The organism is Streptomyces sp. WAC 04229 (genome assembly GCF_003947455.1).
GTDB lineage: Bacteria > Actinomycetota > Actinomycetes > Streptomycetales > Streptomycetaceae > Streptomyces.
Window position 1 is genome coordinate 19,377 of sequence record NZ_QHJH01000024.1, and the last position, 21,696, is coordinate 41,072.

General features: G+C 68.8%; 18 protein-coding genes. 1 reads left to right on the top strand and 17 read right to left on the bottom strand.

What is annotated here, in order from left to right; genetic code table 11:
• Positions 1–5 precede the first annotated feature (5 nt).
• The 9 genes from DMH12_RS09915 to DMH12_RS09955 form a co-directional block, all read right to left on the bottom strand.
• Positions 6–1,403: a cation:proton antiporter gene (locus DMH12_RS09915; protein ID WP_125491196.1), complete on the bottom strand. Its 1,398-nt coding sequence runs from the start codon at positions 1,401–1,403 to the stop codon at positions 6–8.
• 108 nt (positions 1,404–1,511) lie between these two features.
• A complete protein-coding gene (dpgC, locus tag DMH12_RS09920) occupies positions 1,512–2,810 on the bottom strand; it encodes a (3,5-dihydroxyphenyl)acetyl-CoA 1,2-dioxygenase DpgC (protein WP_125491197.1) in 1,299 nt (432 codons plus the stop codon).
• The gene (gene dpgB / locus DMH12_RS09925) at positions 2,807–3,448 is read right to left on the bottom strand and encodes an enoyl-CoA-hydratase DpgB (protein ID WP_221763117.1); all 642 of its coding nucleotides are present in this window, start codon (positions 3,446–3,448) and stop codon (positions 2,807–2,809) included. The genes dpgC and dpgB overlap by 4 nt, the downstream gene beginning before the upstream one ends.
• 26 nt (positions 3,449–3,474) lie before the next feature.
• On the bottom strand, positions 3,475–4,575 hold the full coding sequence (dpgA, locus tag DMH12_RS09930) for a 3,5-dihydroxyphenylacetyl-CoA synthase DpgA (protein ID WP_125491199.1): 1,101 nt from the start codon (positions 4,573–4,575) through the stop codon (positions 3,475–3,477).
• A 126-nt stretch (positions 4,576–4,701) separates the two neighbouring features.
• Positions 4,702–5,778, bottom strand: a complete 1,077-nt coding sequence (locus tag DMH12_RS09935) for an alpha-hydroxy acid oxidase (RefSeq protein ID WP_125491200.1) — start codon at positions 5,776–5,778, stop codon at positions 4,702–4,704.
• Positions 5,775–6,836 carry a 4-hydroxyphenylpyruvate dioxygenase gene (gene hppD / locus DMH12_RS09940; protein WP_260474160.1) on the bottom strand — a complete coding sequence of 354 codons (1,062 nt, stop codon included), beginning with the start codon at positions 6,834–6,836 and terminating at the stop codon, positions 5,775–5,777. The genes DMH12_RS09935 and hppD overlap by 4 nt, the downstream gene beginning before the upstream one ends.
• A 196-nt stretch (positions 6,837–7,032) precedes the next feature.
• Complete coding sequence (locus DMH12_RS09945; RefSeq protein ID WP_125491202.1) at positions 7,033–8,232, bottom strand: cytochrome P450; 1,200 nt, start codon at positions 8,230–8,232, stop codon at positions 7,033–7,035.
• A 14-nt stretch (positions 8,233–8,246) separates the two neighbouring features.
• A complete protein-coding gene (locus DMH12_RS09950; RefSeq protein ID WP_125491203.1) occupies positions 8,247–9,983 on the bottom strand; it encodes an amino acid adenylation domain-containing protein in 1,737 nt (578 codons plus the stop codon).
• Positions 9,984–10,080: 97 nt separating this feature from the next.
• On the bottom strand, positions 10,081–10,920 hold the full coding sequence (locus tag DMH12_RS09955) for an alpha/beta fold hydrolase (protein ID WP_125491204.1): 840 nt from the start codon (positions 10,918–10,920) through the stop codon (positions 10,081–10,083).
• 282 nt (positions 10,921–11,202) lie between these two features.
• Between DMH12_RS09955 and DMH12_RS09960 the strand changes: the two genes are divergently transcribed.
• Positions 11,203–12,456, top strand: a complete 1,254-nt coding sequence (locus tag DMH12_RS09960) for a PLP-dependent aminotransferase family protein (RefSeq protein WP_260474157.1) — start codon at positions 11,203–11,205, stop codon at positions 12,454–12,456.
• A gap of 15 nt (positions 12,457–12,471) precedes the next feature.
• On the opposite strand, the gene mpaM is transcribed toward DMH12_RS09960, so the two are convergent.
• From mpaM to DMH12_RS10000, 8 genes are all read right to left on the bottom strand, one after another.
• Positions 12,472–13,293: a daptide-type RiPP biosynthesis methyltransferase gene (gene mpaM, locus DMH12_RS09965; protein WP_125491206.1), complete on the bottom strand. Its 822-nt coding sequence runs from the start codon at positions 13,291–13,293 to the stop codon at positions 12,472–12,474.
• Positions 13,290–14,195, bottom strand: a complete 906-nt coding sequence (locus DMH12_RS09970) for a PIG-L deacetylase family protein (RefSeq protein ID WP_221763118.1) — start codon at positions 14,193–14,195, stop codon at positions 13,290–13,292. Before DMH12_RS09970 ends, mpaM begins: the two co-directional genes overlap by 4 nt.
• The gene (locus tag DMH12_RS09975; protein ID WP_125491207.1) at positions 14,192–15,418 is read right to left on the bottom strand and encodes a glycosyltransferase; all 1,227 of its coding nucleotides are present in this window, start codon (positions 15,416–15,418) and stop codon (positions 14,192–14,194) included. Before DMH12_RS09975 ends, DMH12_RS09970 begins: the two co-directional genes overlap by 4 nt.
• Positions 15,419–15,477: 59 nt before the next feature.
• Positions 15,478–16,956, bottom strand: coding sequence for a tryptophan 7-halogenase (locus DMH12_RS09980; RefSeq protein ID WP_125491208.1), 1,479 nt, complete (start codon positions 16,954–16,956; stop codon positions 15,478–15,480).
• A 73-nt stretch (positions 16,957–17,029) separates the two neighbouring features.
• Positions 17,030–18,250 (bottom strand): cytochrome P450, encoded by a 1,221-nt coding sequence (locus tag DMH12_RS09985; RefSeq protein WP_125491209.1) that lies wholly within the window; start codon positions 18,248–18,250, stop codon positions 17,030–17,032.
• Positions 18,251–18,301: 51 nt separating this feature from the next.
• Positions 18,302–19,135: a sulfotransferase domain-containing protein gene (locus DMH12_RS09990; RefSeq protein WP_125491210.1), complete on the bottom strand. Its 834-nt coding sequence runs from the start codon at positions 19,133–19,135 to the stop codon at positions 18,302–18,304.
• A gap of 54 nt (positions 19,136–19,189) precedes the next feature.
• Positions 19,190–20,386, bottom strand: coding sequence for a cytochrome P450 (locus DMH12_RS09995; protein WP_125491211.1), 1,197 nt, complete (start codon positions 20,384–20,386; stop codon positions 19,190–19,192).
• A gap of 45 nt (positions 20,387–20,431) precedes the next feature.
• Entirely contained in the window at positions 20,432–21,637 is a 1,206-nt protein-coding gene (locus tag DMH12_RS10000; RefSeq protein ID WP_221763119.1) for a cytochrome P450, read from the bottom strand.
• Between the last annotated feature and the right edge of the window lie 59 nt (positions 21,638–21,696).

Below are 21,696 nucleotides of genomic sequence, written 5' to 3' on the forward strand. Positions count from 1 at the left end.
GCCAGTCAATGTAGCGGGGTGTTGTCCGGGTGTATTGGATTCTCGATACGCCGACGATATGTTGCGGCGCCGTCGGGTCTGCCGACGCCCGCCAGGGAGCGGGGTGCCGGTGCCGGGGTGGGCGCCTTGTTGTCGAGTTGCGTCTCCAGGCGTTTCGGGAGCGCCCGGCGGTACAGCGGCAGGGCCGCGGCGCTGGTGACGACGGCGACCACGACGAGGACGGAGAACACCGGCTTGGTGATCAGGCCTTGCGCCAGGCCGATGTTGATGAAGATGAGGATCATCATGCCGCGGGCGTTCATCAGTCCGCCTACGGCGAAGGCTTCGCGCCAGCTGAAGCGGAGTGTCCTCATGGCCAGGGTGCTGCCGAAGTACTTGCCCGCGAATCCGGTCAGGAGTACGGCGACGCCGAAGAGCAGGGTGTCGGCCGAGATGCCCCGCAGGTCGGTGGTGAGGCCGGACAGGCAGAAGAAGATGGGCAGCAGCAGTGTGGAGACGGTGTCCATCATCCGGTTGTGCAGCGCTTGGCGGAACCGCGGGTCGCGGGGCATGGCCAGGCCGGCGACGAATCCGCCGAAGACGGAGTAGATGCCGATCAGGTCGGTGAGGTATCCGCAGACGATCGGGACGATGACGACGACGTGCATCACGCCGGGGCTCAATGTTCCCTGTGGGCCGACGTGTCGTGCCAGGGGCCGCAACAGCCGTTTCACTCCGAGCAGCATCACGGCGGTGAACAGGAGGCTGTAGCCGATCATGGGTAGGGCGTTGGCGGCTCCGGAACCGGTGTGGACGGCGGTCAGCGCGGCCAGGAAGCACCAGGCTGCCGCGTCGTCGATGGAGGCGGCGATGAGGGACAGCCGCCCCAGGCGGGAGTTCTGCAGTCCCCGCTCGTACAGCATGCGGGCCAGCATGGGGAGTGCTGTGAGGGACAGGGCTCCGCCGACGAAGAGGGAGAATTCCCATCGGCCGACGTCTTCGGGCGAGAGGTCGTCCCACATCAGCAGGCCGACGAGACCGCCGAGGACGAGGGAGGGCAGGAACCCGGAGAGGGCTAGGACCGCCGGGTGGTGCTTGCGGTCGGACTCGTGGCGGGCGGGGTCGAGGCCGGCTCCGACGAGGAACATGTAGAGGGTCAGTCCGATGGTGCTCAGGACGTGCAGTACCGGTCGTGTATGCGCCGGGAAGACATCTGCCTGGAGGCCGGGTGCCAGCCAGCCGAACAGTGTGGGGCCCAGCAGGATGCCGGCCACGATCTCGCCGAGGACGCGCGGTTGTCCGAGCAGGGTCGCGAGTCTGCCGACCACGGCCGCTGTCAGCAGGATGACCGTCAGCGCGGGAAGTACGTCGAGCGTGAGTTCAAGGTTGCTGTCGCTCATGGCCGAGGACACGTGGTCCTGCATGGGGGTGGGTCTCCTTGGGTGGGGGGCCGCGGGCCGGCGTCGCTGAGGGGTCGGGCTGCGCGGCTGCTGCCCGCGTGGCCGGGGGCGGGTGCGTGTACCGGATGCGGTTCATGTCCGCTGCGCGGTGAAGCGGCCCACCTTGTCGATGACGTCGGCGCCGTACAGCCGCAGGGCCTGCTGGAGCGCGAACTCCGCCATGTAGCGGCGAAACTCCTCGGGCGGCTCGTCGGACAGATTCAGCATCCGGCGGTTGGCGAGGACCGCTTCTCCGCTTAGCCGTTGCAGGGCCCGTTCGATCGCGTCGTCGAGGTCGGCGGGTTCGGCGACCTCGTCGATGAGGAGGCGGGCGTCCGGCTCGCTCGCCCACAGCCGTCGGCCGCCGAGGATCACCTGCCGGGCGGTGCGCGGGCCGAGGGACCGGGTGAGGCGGAGGTTCGCGGCGCCCGGGATGATGCCCTCCTTGGCGGCGGGCAGGCTGAGGAAGGCGTCGGACGCGGCCAGCACATGGTCGAAGACGAGCAGGAGCTGGGTGCCGCCGCCGATCGCGAAGGCGTCGACGGCGGCTGCCCACGGCTTGGCCGCGTACGGTGGGCGCCAGTCGCCGTCGTCCAGGCGGAGCCCGCGAACGATCTTGTTGATGTAGCCGAGTTCTCGGCGGAGCAGGAATCCGACGAGCGGGATGTTGCCCGATGACAGGTACTTGAGGTTGATTCCGGCGCTGAATACGCGTTTGCCGCGGTAGCGGGGGTGGGTCATCTCGCCGCCGCGGACGAACGCGACCTTGACGTCTTCGTCCAGCAGGGTCAGGTCGACCGCGGTCTCCATGTCCTCGACCTGTTGCTCGTCCTCGGCGTTGAGGCGGTCGCCGCGGCACATCGTCAGGTGGGCTACGCCGTCGCGTCGCTCCAGGCGAACGGCCTCGGTCTGCAGGAGGCCGGTTCGCCGGAAGTCGGGGAGCAGTGCGAGCGCCCGCGCGGTTGGCCGCAGCATCGCGTCGATCAAGTGGGGGCCGGTGACGGGCGAGCCGAGCACGGCGCGTAGGAAGATGCCCTGGTCGATCTCTCGGCCTTCTTTGTCTGCCTGGGTCCGCGACCGCTCGTCCGCGAGTTGCGCCGCCGTCGGGACCAGGCCGGGGAAGACTTCGGCGGCTTGTGTGACCAGGGTTTCGATGCGCAGGCTGTGGCCGCCGGTGAGCTGGGCGTACACCTCTTCGACGTGGTGGGCCAGGAACCGTTCGCGCATGCGGCGTACGTCGTCCTGGGCGGCGGCGGCCTCGGCTCGTTGGCCGGGGGGCCGTCGTGTCGGCCGGGGCAGGGTGGCGAGGAGGTCGTCGACGTGCTCGGCCGCCCCCCGCAGCGTGTTTGCGGCGGCGGCGAGAGGGCTGGGGAGGGTGCTCGCGAGCGTCATGCGGACGGGCCCGTGCGGCGCAGGGCGCGGTCGCAGGCGGCGAGGTGTCTGCCGAGCGCGTCCTCGAAGGCCGTCGAGGCGGCTTCGAAGATCAGTTGGCGGCGGATCGCCAGCTCGGTGCCGTCCACGGCGCCGGCCGCCTCGGCCAGGTGGGCCAGTGTCGTTGCCGGGTCGTCGGTCACCTCGTCGATCAGGTTGAGTGCGAGTGCGCGGTCCGTTGTGATCGGGGTCCCGAGCAGTACGGCCTGTCGGATGGCTGCCGCGCCGGCCTGTTGGGTGAGTCGGTGCACGGTCATCCCCGGCCAGGTGGCACCTCCTGTCCTGGGGAGCAGTAAGCGGGTGCCGGGGGCGACGATGCGGACGTCGGCGGCGAGGAGGACGTCGAGGGCTGTTCCGGCGCAGTCGCCCGACGCCACCGCGACGGTGAGCCGGCTGAGCCGTTCGAACCGGCGTACCGCTCGTTCCCATTTGGAGAGCAGGCCGAGGGTCAGTTCCGTGCACCAGTCGGCTGGTGGGACACCCGTGACGTGGAGGGTGACCGGGCCGGGTTCGCGGTGGTCCTCGGCGTGGTCGCACAGGTCGTCCATCTCTTCGACCGATGTGGCCGACAGTGGCCGGGTGCCGTCCAGGCGCAGCATCAGTTCGCCATCCGTTTCCCCGCGCGTCACCACTGGATCAGCGCCGTTTCGATCGAGGAGCCGGGCCCCATGGTCATCAGTACTCCGTAGTCGCCGGGCCGGGCGATGTCCTCTTCGGCGAGTCGCTCGTAGGAGAAGAGGAAGGAGCCGCTGGAGAGATTCCCGTAGTCGCGGAGCACACCGGTGGTGTGCCGGACGTCGTGCCGGCTGAGGCCGAGATTGACGACGACGGCGTCGATCACCTTTTTGCCGCCGGAGTGCACCAGCCAGTGGCTGATGTCGCTGCGGCGCAGCCCGGTACCGGACAGGAGCCTGTTGACGACGATCTCGGCGTGTGCACCGACTACGTAGGGGATCTGCGGGTCGAGGAAGAAGCTGAACCGGTCCTGGTCGCGGTCCCATTCGTAGCGCATTGCGTCGATCGCGTCGGTGATGATGTAGCTCGCGGACTTCAGCACGCGGGGGCCTGGTGTCTGCTCGTCGCCGGCGACGACGGCGAGGGCGGCGGATCCGTCGCCGAACAGGCTGTTGACCACTGCGGTCCGCATCGTGCCGTCCAGGGCGTACGCGGCGGAACATGCCTCGCTGCACAGGACGACGCCGAGTTCGCCCGGGTGTGCCGCGGACCAGCCTGCGACCATGTTGAGCGCGTTGAGGCCTGCGTTGCATCCCATGCCCACGATGTCTGAGCGGCTGCAGTGCGGGTCTATACCGAGTTCGTGGATGATCAGTGCGCTCAGGCCGGGGGTGAGGTAGCCGGTTGAGGTGACGCAGCACAGGTGACGGAGGTCCGAGAGCGTCGCTCCCGCCGACTTCAGGCAGGCTTCGAGTGCACGGCACCCCATGTCGACGGCTGTTTTCTTGTGTTTGTCCAGGAGGTCGCCTTGTGGTTCCGGTGTGCGCGTTCCATCGGGGCGTTCCTGCGGGAGGGTGAGGAAGCGCCGGTCGATCGCGCTGTTCAGGAAGACCGATCGGATCCTGGGGTCCGTGATGTCGAGGATGTCGAGCAGTTCGGACTGGGTGTAGGAGGTGTCGGACACTGCGGTCCCGACGCCTGCGATTCGGGTTATCTCGGTTGGTCCGGTGGGGGCGGCGGGGTCTGCGGCCGGCGCGATGGTGGTCGTCATCGATACATCCAGCCCCAGGTCCTGAGCTTGCTGCGGAGTGGCCTTATGGGTGGCGCGGTCATGGGTTTCACCTTTCGCGGGGGGGGAGTTTTCGCGGGGGGCGGTGTCGGCCCGGTTCGGGGGGTGTCAGTCGTACCGGGGTCTTCGGGTGCTCAGGCGGCCGGCGTCGTGCACGGATTCGCAGCCCGCCAGGCCCATCGCGTCGCGGAGTTCGACGGCGAGCAGTTCGAGTACCTCTCGAGCGCCGTCCTGGCCCGCTGTGGCCAGGCCCCACATCATGGGCCGTCCGACCAGCACGGCTGATGCGCCGAGGGCGAGCGCCTTGAGGATGTCTTGGCCGCTGCGGATTCCTCCGTCCAGCAGCACCTGACAGCCGTCGGCGACCGCTGCGGCGATCTCGGACAGCACCTCGATTGCGGGTACGGCACCGTCGAGTTGACGGCCTCCGTGGTTGGAGACCACGACGCCGCTGACGCCTGTTTCGACGGCGCGGCGGGCGTCTTCGGCAGCGAGGATTCCTTTGAGTACCACCGGCAGGTTCGTGCGTGCGCACACTGCTGCCACGGAGTCCCAGTTGGCGGGGGCGAACTCGCGCGCGGTGTGGTCGGCGATGGCCGAAGCCCCTCGGATACGGCGGTGCGCGGCGGCGGGTGACTGGAGGTTGGCGGCTGTCACCCACGGGGGCAGTGCGAAGCCGTTGCGCATGTCACGTAATCGGCGGGCCATCCATGGCACGTCGACGGTGAACACGATCGCTTCGCAGCCGGAGTCCTCCGCTCTGCGTACCAGTTCCAGGGATCGTTTCTGGTCGCGCAGCCAGTACAGCTGGAACCAGGGCCGGCCGCCGACGGCGGCGATTTCTTCGAGGGGAACGCTGCTGAGGGTGCAGATGGTGTAGGGCACGCCGGCGTCGCGGGCCGCGCGGGCTGCTGCGAGCTCGCCTTCGGGGTGGAACAGCTGCTGGTAGGCGATGGGGGCGACTGCGACGGGCATGTCGGCGGGGTGGCCGAGGACGTCGGCCGCCGTGCTGTTGTCGGTCAGGTCACGCAGCATCCGGGGTATCACGAAGATCCGCTCGAGGGCGGTGCGGTTGGCGATCAGTGATGTTTCGGTGCCGCTGCCCCCGGCGAGGAAGTCCCAGATGTGGCGGGGGAGGGCGTCCCGGGCGGCGCGTTCGAACTCTGCCAGGTGGAGGTGCGTCATCGTTGAACGGGACCGGGTTCGCTCTGCCCGGTCCGCTCCAGCTCCACGGCCTCGTAGAGGGCCTTGATGTTGGAGCTGCCGAAGGTTTCGGCGCCCTGTCGCTCGATGATCTCGAAGAAGATCGTCCGTCGCGGGTGGGTCGAAGCGGTGAAGATCTGGAACATCTGGCCGCCGTGGTCCTCGTCGGCGAGCACGTTCGTCGCGCGCAGATCGTCCAGTTTGTGCGTCTCCAGCGCGATCCGTTCGCCGAGCATGTCGTAGTAGGTCGCCGGCGTCTTCAGGAACTCCACTCCGCGCCGGGACAGCGCCTGGACCGAGCGGATCGCGTCCTTGCTGGTGAAGGCGATGTGCTGGACGCCGGCTCCGTGGTGCTCCTTGAGGAAGTCGTCGATCTGGCCCGGGTCGGCGCTCGCGTCGGGCTCGATCAGCGTGAGGGTGACCGCTCCCGACGCGCTCTGTACGACGATGGAGTTCATCGCCTGGGCGCCGACCACGATGTGCTCCTCGAAGATCTGCCGGAACCCCAGTGCCCGCTCGTAGAAGCGCACGGTGGGGCCGAGGTCGCCCCCGCTCAGGCAGATCGCGAAGTGGTCGATCCCGAGCAGCTCCGCGTCGGTCCCGCGTTCGGCGTCGGCGTGCGGCGGTGCGGTGGTCGGGTCGCTTTGGACCAGGGTGTGCACCACGTCGCCGAAGCCGACGATGGCGGCCGTGACGGCCGGTGTGTCCGGCTGTGTTCCGTCGGTCTGTGCGGGCTCGCGGAGGGCGACCGCGCCGCCCTGCACGGCAGCCTCGAAGGCGGCGGCGACGTCCGGCGTACGCAGGGCGACATCGGCCACGCCGTCGCCGTGTGTCTGGAGGTAGGCCGTGGCCGGGTGGCGATCCGACGTCGGCTCGGTGAGGACCAGTTTGATGGGCCCCTGGCGCAGGGTGACGCTCCGGTGGTCCGCCGAGCGGCTCGTTGCGGCGACGGCGAATGCGTATTGGTCCACCCAGCCGAACGCGGCTTCCTCGAGATTCCCGACATATATTTCCACGTACTCGATCTCGAAATTCTGCACAGTGTTCAAGACTTCCTCCATGAATCGGACAGATGCCTATTCACAGCATGACTGCGAGTCAATTTCGTATCAACGGTGTCAGCTTGACGTCTCCCGGGCGCAGGCGTCATGGGCAATGGTTGGACATGCACCGCCCGCGCCTCGTTTGCCGTCCGGGTCGCCTGTTGCTGAGCTGCTGTCCGTGAAATGACAGGGGTCAGCGCCCGGTGAACCGCACCGGGAGCTCCCGGTACCCCTGTACGGCTATCGCGCGCAACCAGGTGGGTTCCTTCACCAATTCCACCTGGGACACGCGTTCGGCCAGCGCGCGCAACACGACCGACAGTTCAATGCGGGCGAGTGCGGAGCCGAGGCAGTGGTGCACCCCGTGGCCGAACGTGATGTGCCGGTTGGGTTTTCGCCCGGGGTGGAACGCGTCGGGGTCGTCGAACTCGGCGGGGTCCCTGTTCGCGGCGGGCAGCCAGGCGACCACCGGCGTGTCCGGGGGCAGGAGACGGCCGTTGACCGTGACTTCGCCGGTCGTCACCCGGAGCACGTGCATCGCCGGTGAGGTCCAGCGCAGCACCTCCTCCACGACGGTGTCGACGTCGGCGCTCTTGTCGTTGAGGCCGCTGAGCAGGCCGGGCACCGTGGCGAGCGCGTGCACCGCACCGGTGATCGCGTGCCGGGTGGTCTCGTTGCCGCCGATCAGTACGTTGTCGCAGTTGAGCAGCACATCGTCGATGGTGAGGCTGTCGTCGGCCACCAGTGTGCTGACGAGGTCGGTGCCGGAGTGCCCGCGGCGGGCGGTGATCAGCTCGTAGAAGTAGACGAGGATCTCGGTGTGTGCCTGCCGCGGCGTCATCCCGTCGAACATCTCGTCCGCGCCGCCGAACGCGTGGTGGGTCAGCTCGATGAGCATGTCCTGGTCCTCGGCCGGTACGCCGAGGACGTCGCAGACGATGGCTGCGGGGACGCGGGAGCCGATCGCCGGGGCCACGTCGCACACGCCGCCGTCGAGCGCCTGGTCGAGCACGCCGCTCACTTCTGTCCGTACCCGTTCCACCAGTTTGTGCGCGGCCGCTCTGGAGAGCAGCGGTCCGACCAGTCTGCGCAACCTGCGATGCTGCTGCTGCTCGGAGACCACCATCATCCGGCCGCCCGAGGTGTCCGGGTGGTCGCGGTCGAAGCCGATCATCATCCCGTACTCGGAGGTGAAGGGTGCGGAGGGCGCGAGGACCGCGGCGCATGCCCGGTGCGAGAACACGGACCAGAAGCCGGTGGGTGAACTGCCTGGTTCGCTCCAGACCATCGCGTCCTGCTCGGCGAGCGCCCGCCAGCGGGGGTGCCGGTCGAGCGTCGTGTACAGGTCGGGGTCGCCGAGGTCGGTGCCGTCGACGGTCTTCTTCGTCCGCATGGATGGTCTCCAGGTCACGTCGGTGAGCCGTCGAGTACCTTGGCGAGTTGGGCGACGGTCGGTGCTTTGAAGAAGGCCTGTACCCGCAGCCGGACGTGCAGGCTCTCGCGGATGCGGGCCACCAGCCGAGTCGCGAGCAGCGAGTGGCCGCCGACCTCGAAGAAGCTGTCCTCGACGCCGATGCTGCTGACGCCGAGTACTTCGGCGAACAGCGTGGCCAGGTGGATCTCCGTGGGTGTGTTCGGCGCTCGCCCCGATGTCGCGCGTTCGGCGTCCTCGGGGTCGGGCAGGGCGGCGCGGTCGATTTTGCCGTTCGGCGATGTCGGCAGCCGTGGCAGGGCGACGACGACGTCGGGTACCAGGTAGGCGGGCAGCCGTTCGCGCAGCTGTGCCAGGAGGTGTTCGGCCGTCACCGGCGCGCCCGCCGTGGCGACCACATAGGCGACCAGTCTGTTGTCGTGCTCGACCGCCACTGCCTGGGCCACCCCGTCCGCTTCGAACAGGGCGGCCTCGACCTCGCCCGGCTCGATGCGGTGGCCACGGACCTTCAGCTGGTCGTCGGCGCGGCCGACGAAGACGAGCTGGCCGTCCGGGCGGGCCCGTACGCGGTCGCCGGTGCGGTACATACGGTGGCCCGGTGTGCCGAAGGGGTCCGGCAGGAACCGCTGGGCGGTCTGCGCCGGCCGGTTGAGGTAGCCGCGGGCGAGGCCGGGGCCGCTCACGTACAGCTCGCCCACGTCTCCGTCGGGGACGGCCTGTAGCCGGTCGTCCAGGACGTGGGTGCAAACGCCGGTGATCGGCCTGCCGATCGGTGGGGTTCCGTCGCCGGTCAGTGGTTCGCTTGCGGTCACCGCGACGGTGGTCTCGGTCGGGCCGTACGCGTTGATCATCACGCGGTCGCCGGCCCAGCGTTTCGCGACTGGTGCCGGGCATGCCTCGCCCGCGACCAGGAGGGTCAGTCCTGCGGGCAGGCCGCCGGCTTCCTCCAGCGGCGCCAGTGCGGAGGGCGGCAGGGTGACGTGGGTGATGCTCTGCTCGCGTACCAGCCGGGCGAGCGGCTCGCCGGGGACCAGGTCCGCCGCGGGAGCCAGCACCAGGCAGCCGCCGGCCAGCCAGATCGGCCAGAACTCGGCGACGGAGGCGTCGAAGCTGGGTGACGCGAACGCCAGCAGTCTGCTGTCGGGCTGCAGCCGTTGGCGGCGCACGTAGTCGGCAGCCAGGTTCGGGATGCCGCGGTGGGTGACCAGTACGCCTTTGGGCCGTCCGGTCGAGCCCGAGGTGTAGATGACGTACGCGGGGTGGTCGGGGAGCAGGGCGCCGGGCCGGTCGTGGTCGGCCGGGTTCGGCGCGGACCGGTGGGGCTGCTGTTCCACGCTCAGGGCGAGGGGGGCGCCGGCCACTTCCTGTCCTGGCAGGGACAGCACGCAGTGTGGTGACGCGTCGTCGAGTATCTGCTGCCTGCGTGCCTGCGGATAGTCCGGGTTGACGGGCACGTAGGCGGCGCCGGCCTTGTGCACGGCCAGGACGGCGATGACGAATTCGATCGATCGCGGCATCACCGTGGCGACGAGTCGTTCCGGGCCGGCGTGGTGCTCGATGAGCCGGCGCGCGAGGAGGTTGGCCTGCGCGTTCAGTTCGGCGTAGGTCAGTGTGGTGTCGCCCATCGCCGCGGCCGGCCGGTCGGGCATCGCCGCGGCGGTTGCCTCGAAGAGTGCGGGCGCCGTGGAGGGCAGCACGATCGCGCCGGTCATATTCGCTCCTCCGCGGCTTTTGCGCGTGCGTCCGTGATCGTGTCGGCGGGGTGCTGTGCGCGATGCGGCCGGTGGTCGCGGGCTGAGTCAAGGGGTGTCATGCGGTCTCCTCGCATCGCGCGGGCTCGGCGCGCAGGAACCGGATCAGCTCGCGATTCACCGCTTCCGGGTTCTCCAGGTAGCCGAAGTGCCCGCACCCGGGAATCGTGCGGTGCGTTGCGCCGGGTATCGCGGCGGCCAGTTCCCGTCCGGCGGCCGGCGGCGCCACGAGGTCGTGCTCGAAGGAGATGACGTGGCAGGGCACTTTGATCGCGCGGTAGGCCTGGGTGCGGTCGGGTAACGCGCTGACCAGCAGCTGAGTGCGGACTCCCGGTCCTGCCGTGCCTGACGCCTCGAGCAGGTCGAGCCAGTCGGCGGTGAGGTCGTCGTCGGTGAGCGTGGCGGGCCCCAGGTTGCACATGGCGCGGACGGCGGCGAGGTACCTGTGGGGCAGCTCGGTGCCGCGTTCGATCAGCTCCGCTTCGGCCTCCGCCAGGAACCGCTGGACGAGGCTGCTCCTGCCGCAGGCCGCCATCAGCACGGCCGAGTCCAGCAGTTCGGGGCGGGCAAGTGCCAGCTCCTGCGCGATGTATGAGCCCATCGAGGTGCCGACCACGCGGCACGGGGCCACGCCGAGGTGCTCGATCAGGGCGGCCACGTCCGCGACGAGGTCGTCGATGGTGAATCCGTCCGTGCCGTCGTCGCTGGGCGGGATCCCGCGGTTGTCCATGGTGATCACGCGGAATCCGGCGGCACGGAGCGCGGGCACCTGGTGCAGGTCCCACACCGAGCTCGGCGCCCCGGTGCCGGTCAGCAACAGGACGGGCGAAGCGTGGCCGTGGCCGTGGCCGTGGTCGTGATAGGACAACCGGATCCCGTTCTGCGTTGTCATCAGCATGCCGGTCCTCCCCCGTCCGCCGCACGTCCACTGCGCGGCGGAGTTTTCGTTTGCCCGCGACGGTTGTGCCTTCACCCAGGTGCTGTGGCATACGTGTGACCGTACCTTCGGATATCGAGCATCCGGAAGAGCGGCTATAGACGTCCATAAAGTCGGACACGCTCAGCGCAAATCAGTGAGAAACGCCATGGATTCGCGTCCACGTGGGCTGCTTGACACCTCGACCGCCCATGAAAAACCCTAGCATTCATGGATTCATACGGTCTGTCCACTCGCTTGAGCATGGAATCTCTGCACGGCTCGCTCACCGATCCGGCCATCTCGTCGATGAACCTGCTCAATGAGCTGACCGGCACATATCCTGCGGCAATTTCCATGGCGGCAGGTCGCCCGTACGAAGAGTTTTTCGACGTGCGCCTCATCCACGAGTACATCGACGCCTACTGCGACCATCTCCGAAACGACCGGAAGCTGGGCGAGGCGGAGATCACCCGCACGCTCTTCCAGTACGGCACCACGAAGGGCGTCATCACCGATCTCGTCGCCCGCAACCTCGCCGAGGACGAGGACATCGACGCCGACCCCGAGTCCGTGGTCGTGACCGTGGGCGCGCAGGAGGCCATGTTCCTGGTTCTCCGCACGCTGCGGGCAGACGAGCGGGACGTGCTCCTGGCCCCCGCCCCCACCTACGTCGGCCTGACCGGGGCCGCGCTGCTGTGCGACATGCCCGTCTGGCCGGTCCGGTCCACCGAGAACGGCATCGACCCCGAGGACCTCGCCCTCCAGCTGAAGCTCGCAGGCGAGCAGGGCAAGCGCGTCCGGGCCTGCTACGTGACGCCCAACTTCGCCAATCCCACGGGTACCAGCATGGACGTGCCCTCCCGCCACCGGCTCCTGGAGGCCGCCGAGGCGGGCGGCATCCTCCTGCTGGAGGACAACGCGTACGGGATCTTCGGATCCGAGCGTCCTCCCACGCTGAAGGCGCTCGACCGGTCGGGAAGCGTGGTCTACGTCGGCTCCTTCGCCAAGACCGGCATGCCCGGGGCCCGGGTCGGCTACGTCGTGGCGGATCAGTACGTGGCCGGGGGCGGCCTGCTCGCCGACCAGCTCTCGAAGCTCAAGGGCATGCTCACGGTGAACACCTCGCCCGTGGCGCAAGCGGTGATCGCAGGAAAGCTCCTGCTCAACGACTTCAGTCTGCTCAAGGCCAATGCCAGGGAAATCGCCATCTACCAACGCAACCTCGAGCACACGCTGGGCGAGCTCACCCGCAGGCTCGGCGGCTGTCCCGGGGTCAGCTGGAACACGCCGAAGGGCGGGTTCTTCGTCACCGTCACCGTGCCCTTCGTCGTCGACGACGCGTTGCTGCAGCAGGCCGCCGGCGACTACGGCGTCCTGTTCACCCCGATGCACCACTTCTACGGCGGCAGGGACGGGTTCAGCCAGCTGAGGCTGTCGATCAGCCTGCTCACACCGGAGCTCATCGAGGAGGCCGTCTCCCGGCTCGCCGCACTCATCACCGCGCGCCTCACCTGATCCGGGCTCCATCGCTCATGCGGGACCGGTCTTCCATGACGCCTCCAGCAGCAACGCGTCAGGGCGGCCGCTGCCCCCGGCGGACCTGAACGGAGCCGGCTCCAGCACGTCGAATCCGGCCTGTTCCAGTTCCCGTACCACCTGCTGCGGCTCCAGGAGCCGCAGGCGGCTCGTGCAGACGACGAAGGGGTCCGAGGTGTCGTCGGCGGGGTATACGGTGATGTCCTGGATCGCTTCCGCCGGCGATCGCCGCACGTGCAACACGTACCGTCGGCCGCTGCGGCCCGACAGCTCCTGGTCGCGCTCGAGCGACTGCGACCCGCCCGTGTCGGCCATGCTGATCAGGAATGTCCCGCCGGGTTCGAGGTGGTCACGAACCGACGCGTACAGGCCACGCCTACCGGTGTCGTCCAGGAGGTTGATCGAGCCGTAGCTGATGACCACGGCCCCGAAGCGCTGATCCAGCGCGAAGGCGCTCATGTCGCCTTGTACCACGGTGCACCGGTCCCGGAGATCCGCCGGCCCGTTCTCCAGCTGCCGCCGGAGGGTGGCGGCCATCGCGGTCGACAGCTCGAGCGCGGTCACCTCGAACCCGAGCGTCAGGAAGGGGAAGGTCAGCCGGCCCGTTCCGGCGGCGAGTTCGAGGACCGGTCCCAACGCGGAGCGGATGCGGGCGCCCATCACCTGCGCTTCCGAGAGGCCGTCCGCGTCCTGCATCAGATCGGACCCGATGTCCTCGTCGTAGAAGCTGCGCAGGACGCCTCGCTCACCCACGGCGGCCAGCAGAGTGTCCGCGCGAGTCGTCCGGACCGGGCCGTGCTCCAGCTGATCACTCATGAGGCCAACCTCCTGGTCGACGTGTGACGGGCAACGGGCCAGGTCTTCTCGCCGTATCCGCCGTGTGGTGAGCTGTCCCGAGCGTGCTTGTCCAGCTGGGCGAACACGTCCTTGCCGGGCCCGTTGAGCATCGACATCTGCGACGGATAGCGTTTCAGGGCTTCGAATTTCCGCTCCCGCGTCGTTGTCCCGACACAGCTGAACTCGGGCGGGCCGAGACGAAATCCCCTCGGCAGCTCGACGTCGCCCAACCCGAAGACCGCGTGCGGAAGGTCTTCCCACAGCCGCACCGGAACGCCCCGCTCGTGCGCCGTGAACAGCGCGGCGTCCCGTGCGATGACGTTGTCGACATGACCGTTGGCGGCCGCGCTGGTGACGATCAGCGTCGGAGCGCACTCGTCGGCCGCCGACTCGATGTCGGCCTTCACCGCCCAAAACAGATCCGGATCGCCCTGTGACGATCGCCTGTCGATCGCCACTTTCTGCCGGCCCGGCACGTTGTCTGCCAGCCATCGGCCGTCCGGCGACTTGCGGTAGAGGGCCTCGAGGAAACGGCCGTGCCGGTGGCCGGCCCCCAAGTGGCCGAGCGCGGCGATGTCTTCTTGTCTGCGGCACAGCGATGCGTCCTGGTCCGGCGAGATGCCCCAGATTCCGTGCAGGCGCTGCGCCGCCGGGGAGTAGGGAGGTGACGCGGTGCCGGCGAACACCGTGAAGACGGTCACCCGTGCACCGTCCTGTGACCCTTGGGCGAGACCGGCCCCGAAGGACAGGACCGCGTCGTCCAGATGAGGGGATATCACCAGTAGCCGGGTCCGGTCGGAGCCGCGAGACATGGCAGCCAATCTATGGACGGCGTTGCCGCTCAGCAACGCATGAGTACTGGACGGACCGGTGTGGTTCATGCGGGCACAGCCGGCTTGTCCCGGCCGGCCGCGGCGAGCAGCAGCCGGGCGGCCACTGTGGTCCCGTCGCCGCGGATCGTGCCGGCCGTGGCCGCCGCCCGCGTGCGGGTTGCCGGGTCGAGGGCTGTTGCGAGCGCGGCCGTCAGGGAGGCGAACGTCGGGGCCGGACCGTCATGGGCCACCCCGATGCCCAGCTCGGCCACCCGGCCGGCGTAGTAGGGCTGGTCCGCGATCTGGGGCAGGACGATTTGGGGGGCGCCTGCCCGCGCGGCCACGTGCGTCGTGCCCGCGCCGCCGTGGTGGATGACGGCGGCCACGCGGCCGAAGAGCACCTGCTGGTTCACCTCTGCGACGGTGAAGCAGTCCTCCCGGTCGTCGGGCGGGATCAGATCGGCCCATCCGCGGGAGAGGATCACCCGGCGGCCATGGGCCCGGACCGCCTGGACGGCCACCCGGACGGCGTCCGCGGGCGCGCGCAGGCTGCCGAAACCCACGTACACCGGTGGTGACCCGGCGTCCAGGAACGCCTCCAGCTCCGCCGGGAGGGGCCGTTGGTCCGGCAGGATCCACGCGCCGGTCTGCACGGCGTCGAGCTTCGTGGGCTGCAGCGGGGCCAGGACCGCGTCCGTCGCCAGCCAGGGGTGGTCGGTGTAGCCGAAGGCGAAGATGTCCTTGACCGGTGGCAGGCCGATCGCGTCCCTGTGCTCGTTGAGCGGGCCGCCGTACCGCTGATGGGCGCTGCGGTTGTTGCGGTCCCACAGCGCTCCGATGCCGGCCGCGTCCCGTGCGGGCGGCTCGCCGAGGGGCGGCGGCGGCGGGTAGTACGGCGACGGCACGTAGATCGGGCAGTGGAAGGCGTAGATGTAGGGGATGTCCAGCTTCTCGGCGACCGACCGCACGCCGATCGCGACGGGCAGCAGTCCGGTCGTCACCACCGCGTCACACCCCTGGGCGGCTTCCGGGAGTCGGTCGAACTGCGTGGCGATCGCCTCGGCCGAGAACCTGAGCATGTCCTCGGGCGTCGGCGGGGCGGTTCCGTGTCTGGGCGCGCGCGCCGACGGGCCGAGGGTCACATGCTCCACACCGACCTCGGCCAGCCGTTCCGCGCAGTCGGGCGGTGCGCACACCCGTGCCTGCACGCCGAGCTCCCGCAACCCGGCCGCCAGTGCCGCCAGCGGTTCGACGTCTCCGCGGCTGCCGTACGTCGACAGCAACACGCGCATTTCGCGCCCCCTGTTCGTAGGGTTTCGAGGACCGGTGGACTGTCCGGAGCGCGGAGGTCTCACGCCGGTCGATGCGGCTGCCATGTCATTCCGTCGGGCGAGGTCACGAGCCCGCCGGGGAACAGCGGCAGCTCGGGTTCGGCGTCGGCGCCGAGCAGCGCCTTCATCTGCACCTGGCCTGCCTCCTGCATGGCCTGCCTGACCACCTGTGACTTGAACATCGGCACCATGTTCTCCTGGTCGCCGCCTGCCATCTGGTCGACGGCCGCGGCGAACTCGGCGCTGCGCTCGGCTATCCGGTCCGCCGTCGTCAGCGCCGTCTCGCCGGACGACACTCCGCCGATCAGCTCCACGAACGATTCGATGTCGGTGGTGGTCTGGCTGTTCGTCACCTTTTTGGCCTGCCAGAAGTACGAGTCCTCGTTCACGTTCATTTGGTAGAACGACATGAGGAACTCGTAGAACACCTGGTACTCGCGGCGATACCGTGCCTCGAACTCGGTCAGTACCGTCTTCTCGTCGAGTTCGCCCGCGAGGACGCTGTTGATCGACCGGGCGGCGAGCAGGCCGCTGTAGGTCGCCAGATGTACACCGGAGGAGAACACCGGATCCACGAAGCACGCGGCGTCGCCGACCAGGATCATCCCCGGCCGCCAGAAGTGCGTCTGCTGATATGAGTAGTCCTTGCGGATCCGCAGTTCCCCGTACGTGCCGGTCGTCACCCGGGTCGCGTCCGACAGGTATTCCGAGATCATCGGGCACTCGGCGATCAGGGAGTTGAACGCTTTCTCCCGGTCTCCCTGGACCTTGTCGGCGTCCTCCCTGCGTACGACCGCGCCGACGCTGGTCAGCGTGGGGCTCAGCGGGATGTACCAGAACCAGCCGCTGTCGAAGGCCACGCTCAGGATGTTGCCGGAGACCGGCTCGGGCAGCCGCTTTCCGCCTTCGAAGTATCCGAACAGGGCCAGGCTGCGGAAGAACTCGGAGTAGTTCCGGGCGCCGCCGACGTTGGCGTACAGGCGGCTCTTGTTGCCCGACGCGTCGACCACGAAGCGTGCCGTCACCTGACGCTCGCTGCCGTCGGGGCCGGTGTAGCGCAGACCGGTGACGCGATCGCCGTCCTCCACGACATCGGTGACCGCGCACCCCTCCCGTACGACCACTGACCTGCGCTTGGCGTTGTTCAGCAAGATCTCGTCGAATCGTGCCCGCTCGACCTGATAGGCGTACGACGTCGAGCCGGCCATCCGGGCGGAGAGGCCGAAGTGGAACGTCCACGGTTCGGGGCGGGCGCCCCAGCGGAACGTGCCGCCCCGCTTGACGGGGAAGCCGGCGGCGGCCAGTTCGTCGGAGACGCCGAGCATCCGGCACACGCCGTGGACCGTGGCGGGCAGCAGCGACTCGCCGATCTGGTACCGGGGGAAGTTCTCTTTTTCCAGCAGCAGCACCCGATGGCCCTGCATGGCCACGAGTGTGGCCACGGTCGAGCCGCCCGGCCCGCCGCCGGCCACCACTACATCGAATTCTTCGACCGACATCTCGCCACCGTTTCCTGTGTTGCGGGTGAATGTGTCGCGGCCAGTTCTGTGAGCGTGCGCCGCTCGCTCGTCGCTACCAGGTGACCGGCACCCGGTCCGGGCAGTCGACGAACGCGTTTCGGTATGTCACTTCTCCCATGGGCACTGCCAGCCGCAGCGCGGGGAAGCGGCGCCAGAGGGACTGGTAGGAGATCCGCAGCATTGCCCTGGCCAGTGCCGCGCCCACGCAGTAGTGGATGCCGTGTCCGAATCCGACGTCCGAGACAGGTGCACGGTTCGCGTCGAGGACGTTGGGGTGCGGTGTCAGCGCCTCGTCCCGGTTGGCCATGAGAACGGAACACAGCACATAGTCCCCCGACTTGATCAACTGTCCGTCGATGACCACGTCGTTGATGGCCAGGCGGGGATTCGGGCCCTGCACGGGCGACAGGTACCGCACCAGTTCGGTGACTACGAGATCGGCCTTCTCACGGCTCGCGAAAAGCATCGGTATCTGGTCGGGATGGTCAAGGAGCGCGACGACCCCGAACCCGATCATCCCCGCGACGGTCTCGACACCACCGAGGATCAGCGCCATGCACAGGCCCTTCAACTCCTCGTCCGTGATGTTGTCTCCGTGCCCTTTCACGACCATGCCGAGGAGCCCCTCGCCCGGGTCCTTCCGCTGCCGGGTGATCAGGTTGTCCAGGTACCGGTTGAACGCCGCGCTGTCGGCGGCCCTCGCCTTGAGCCCGCGGCTCAGATCGACGTTGCGCCGCAGCCGCCGGACGAACTCACGCCGGTCGTCCCGCGGGATGCCGAGCAGCTCGCACAGGACACCCGCGCCGATCGGATCGGCGAAGTCCCGCTGGATGTCCGCGGGCGGTCCCGCGGTCTCCATCAGGTCGAGCCGGTCGTCGATGAGGCCTTGGATCTGGGGCTCCATCTTGCGTATACGCCGGACCGTGAACTCCGGTGTCAGCATCTTCCGCAGGCGCGTGTGCTCGGGCGGATCGTACGTCGATATCTGCCCGACGAACTGTGGCTCGACGCGTTTTGCCGACTCCCCCTGGGTGAACCGGGGCCGGGTCGTGAAATTCTCGTGGTCGCCCAGTATCCGGCGCACGACGTCGTACCCGAAGGCCTGCCAGACATAGTCCCTGCCCAGCTGCTCGGACGCCTCCCCGGTGATCCGGAACAGCGGGCCGTGCGCTCTGAGTTCGAAGTTGTCCGTATGCGGATCGCAGTCCGTTCTCACCTTGAAGTTCGGCGGCTCTCGTAGGAGTGGTGCGACGCGGCCCATTCCCTGCCCCATACGAATGGAATCTCCTTCACTGGCTGGGACCGGCATTTCGGGGACGGCCGGTCAGTCGGCGTACCCGTACTGCTTCGCGTAATGAGCGTATGCAGAGTCGCCATGCAGCAGTTCCTGGTAGGCGGACTCGATCTCCTCGCCCAGGAAGGACAGTGAACGGTGCCCGTACCGTCCCTCGCCCACGAATTTCGGGCCGTCGCCGCCGGCCTCCTGGCCGGTGGGTGATGTTCCGCCGCCCACCCGCGCGCTCTCCTGCTCCAGTGCACGCATGCGTTCCAGGGTGCTGGCCTCCACCGCGCGGCGGACGTTCCCGGTCTCGACGGGCTCGCCGAGGGCGAGGAATTCCATGATCTCGGTGAGCCGTGCCACCGGATCGGCCCGCAGGTCCTCGTAACGCACCGTCAGCAGGTCCGCGTTCGGGAAGCGGTCGCTCGGCGACTCGGTCCAGCTGCGCACGTTCTGCGGCCACGACCCGATGCCGACCCCCGGCGAGAGTGCCGCCATCTGATGGCCCTCCGTGGCGATGAACTCGCGGACGAAGGCGCGGCTTCGCTCCAGGTCGTCGGCGGGGATCGCGGCCATGCGCAGCGAGCTGAGCAGGATGTCCCTCGGGTTGCGTACGAGGTAGAGCACCTTGCCGGTGGACTTCCTCAGCACGTCCAGCACCGGTACATCGGCCCTGAGGTGTGTCTTCAGCAGCACCGGTTCGGCCGGTTCCGCCGGCGGCAGATCGCCGTGCCGCAGCATCCCCTCCAGCACGGGGGTCGTGGCGTACACGTCGTTCCAGACCTTCGGTGCCTGTCCCGTGATGTAGGCGGCCAGCATGCACCTCAGCCACGTGTTTCCGGCCTTGGGGTAGGACGCGATCCATCGGATTTGGTTCATGCCTGCTCCTGTGTGGTCGTTTGCGTCACCGGTCACAGCGGTCGTCCCAGACGATCACCAAGCGACCATCAGCTCCGTCAGTCCGTACGCGGGGGTGGTCAGGCGGAACATGTCCTCCTGGGCGGGGTCGGCGAGTCGCAGCCCGGGAAACCGCCGCCACAGAGCGGTGTAGACCGTCCGCAGTTCGAGGCGGGCCAGAGCGGCGCCCAGGCAGTGATGGACGCCGTGCCCGAACGCCACGTGCGGGACGGGCTCGCGCGTGACGTCGAGGCGTTCGGGATCCGGTGTCAGAGCGGGGTCACGGTTGGCCGCCGGAAGCGAGCAGATGACGCTCTCGCCCCTCTTGACCACCTGGTCCCCGAGGGTGACGTCCTCCATGGCGATGCGGGGTGTCGGGGAGTAGGTGACGGTCAGGTAGCGGATCAGCTCGTCGACGGCCCGTTGCGCCGACCGCTCGTCCCCCCGGAACGCGGCGATCTGCTCGGGGTGCCGCAGCAGCGCCAGCACACCCAGCCCGATCATTCCGGAGATGTTGTCGTCGCCGGCCAGCATCACCTGGACGCAGAAGCCCCTGAGCTCCTCGTCCGTTGCCGCGTCGCCGTGTTCGGCGACGACGGCTCCGATCAGCCCCTCGCCCGGATCCTTCCGTTCCCTGGCGATCATCGCCAGCAGGTAGCGGGAGAACGCCTCGCCGGCCGCCGCCCGCCTCTTCTGGCTGCGCGAGGCGTCGAGGTGCCCGTGGCACAGCTGCATGAACATGGCACGGTCGTCCCGGGGCACGCCGATCAGTTCGCACAGCACGGCCCCTGGCACCTCGTCGGCGACGAACTCGATGAGGTCCGCGGGGGATCCCGCCTGCTCCATGGCGTCGAGACGCTCGGTCACGAGCTGTTCGATGGAGGGCTGCAGACGCCGCATCTTGCGCAGCGTGAAGCCGGGCGTCAGCTTCTGCCGCATCCGGGTGTGCTCCGGCGGGTCGTAGTCCATCAGGTTGCCCACCAGCTCACGCGGCCGGAAGTGGCCCTCCCCGCCGATCCCGTCGCGCCGGTCCCAGCGCCGTCGTGTGCTGAACCTCTTGTGATCGCCCATCACCTGTCGGACGACGGCGTGCGTGGTCGCCATCCAGCGGGTCTCGGCGTCTGCTCCGGATCCGACGGTGACTCTCGTCAGCGGTCCCGCCGCGAGCAGTTCGTCGGCCGGATCGAGGCCCTGCCTGCGCACGTGGACGGGGCGCGAATCGTCAGCACTCAACGGGAAGCTCCTCCCCTGCCATCGGTTCTCCTTCCAGATCCGGCGCTACCAGTCGAGCCGCAGGGCTTCCACGTTGAGCGGCGGCCGCCCCAACCTGATCTCGCGATCCGGTTCGGCCAGCCGCAGGGTCGGAAAGCGGTGTGCCAGAGCCGGAATCGCCACCCGGAACACCATCTCGGCCAGCGACCGGCCAAGGCAGTGGTGGATGCCGTGCCCGAACGCGACGTGCGCGGGCTTGTGCCTGGTGATGTCGAACCGGTCGTCCGGGCCGGGGAAGTTCCAGCGGTTCGCGGCCAGGAACGAGGGGGTGACGGTGTCGCCCGCCTTGACGGGGCACCCGCTGATACTTACGTCCTCCAACGCGACGCGCGGCGTGGTCTTCTCGTCGCTGGTGATGTACCGGACCACCTCGTCCAGCCAGTCCGGCACGGTGTCCGGCCGGTCCCGCACCACGGCGAACTGCTCGGGTTCCTCGACCATCAACCATGCGGCGGCCGCGAGGAAGCGAGCCACCTGGTCCCCGCCCGCGCCCATGACGAACGCGGCCACTCCGATCAGCTCGGCGTCGGTGATCTCGTCGCCGTGCTCGCGCACCACGACGCCGAACAGGTCGTCACCGGGATCGCGGCGGGTACGCGTCACGACCTGGTTCATGTAGGCCCAGAACTTGTTTCCCGCCGCAAGCCGCCGCTTGCCCGACCGTTCGGCCCGGCTGGCGTGCAGGGCACGGGACAGCTCCGCCTGATCGTCGCGTGGAATGCCAACGAAGTCGCAGGTCACGGTCGTTGCGATGGGCCACCCGAAATGCGGGACGAAGTCGGCCGGGCCACCGGTGGCCTCGATGTCGTCGAGGGTGGCCTCGACGATCTTCTCCACCTGCGGCCGGAACCCCTGTATCCGCCGGATGGCGAACGGGCCCGTCACCATCCGGCGCAGACGCGTGTGCTCCGGTGGATCGTACTGAGTGAGGAAGCCGGGGAATATGAAGCCGGCCGCGGTGCCGCGGTAGAGCAGCTTGGAGCTGAATTTGTCCGAGCCGAGCACGTGCCGGATCTCGTCGTACCCGGCGGCGAGCCACGCGGTCCGCCCTTCGGGGGCGTCCTCGACGCCCAGGACGGCCATGGGGCCCTCGGCCATCAAGGCACGTAGCTCCGGCACCGGGTCGAACCGGTCCCGTCGGTGTATGTCCAGGCCCAGGTCAGTGTTGATCTCCTCGAACGAGCCCCGGACAACGTTGTTCTCCTCGAGCACTGCGCAGGTCCTTTCGCCTCGTCCAGCCCTCGGATGCCGATGGTTGCCGCGAGCCGGCC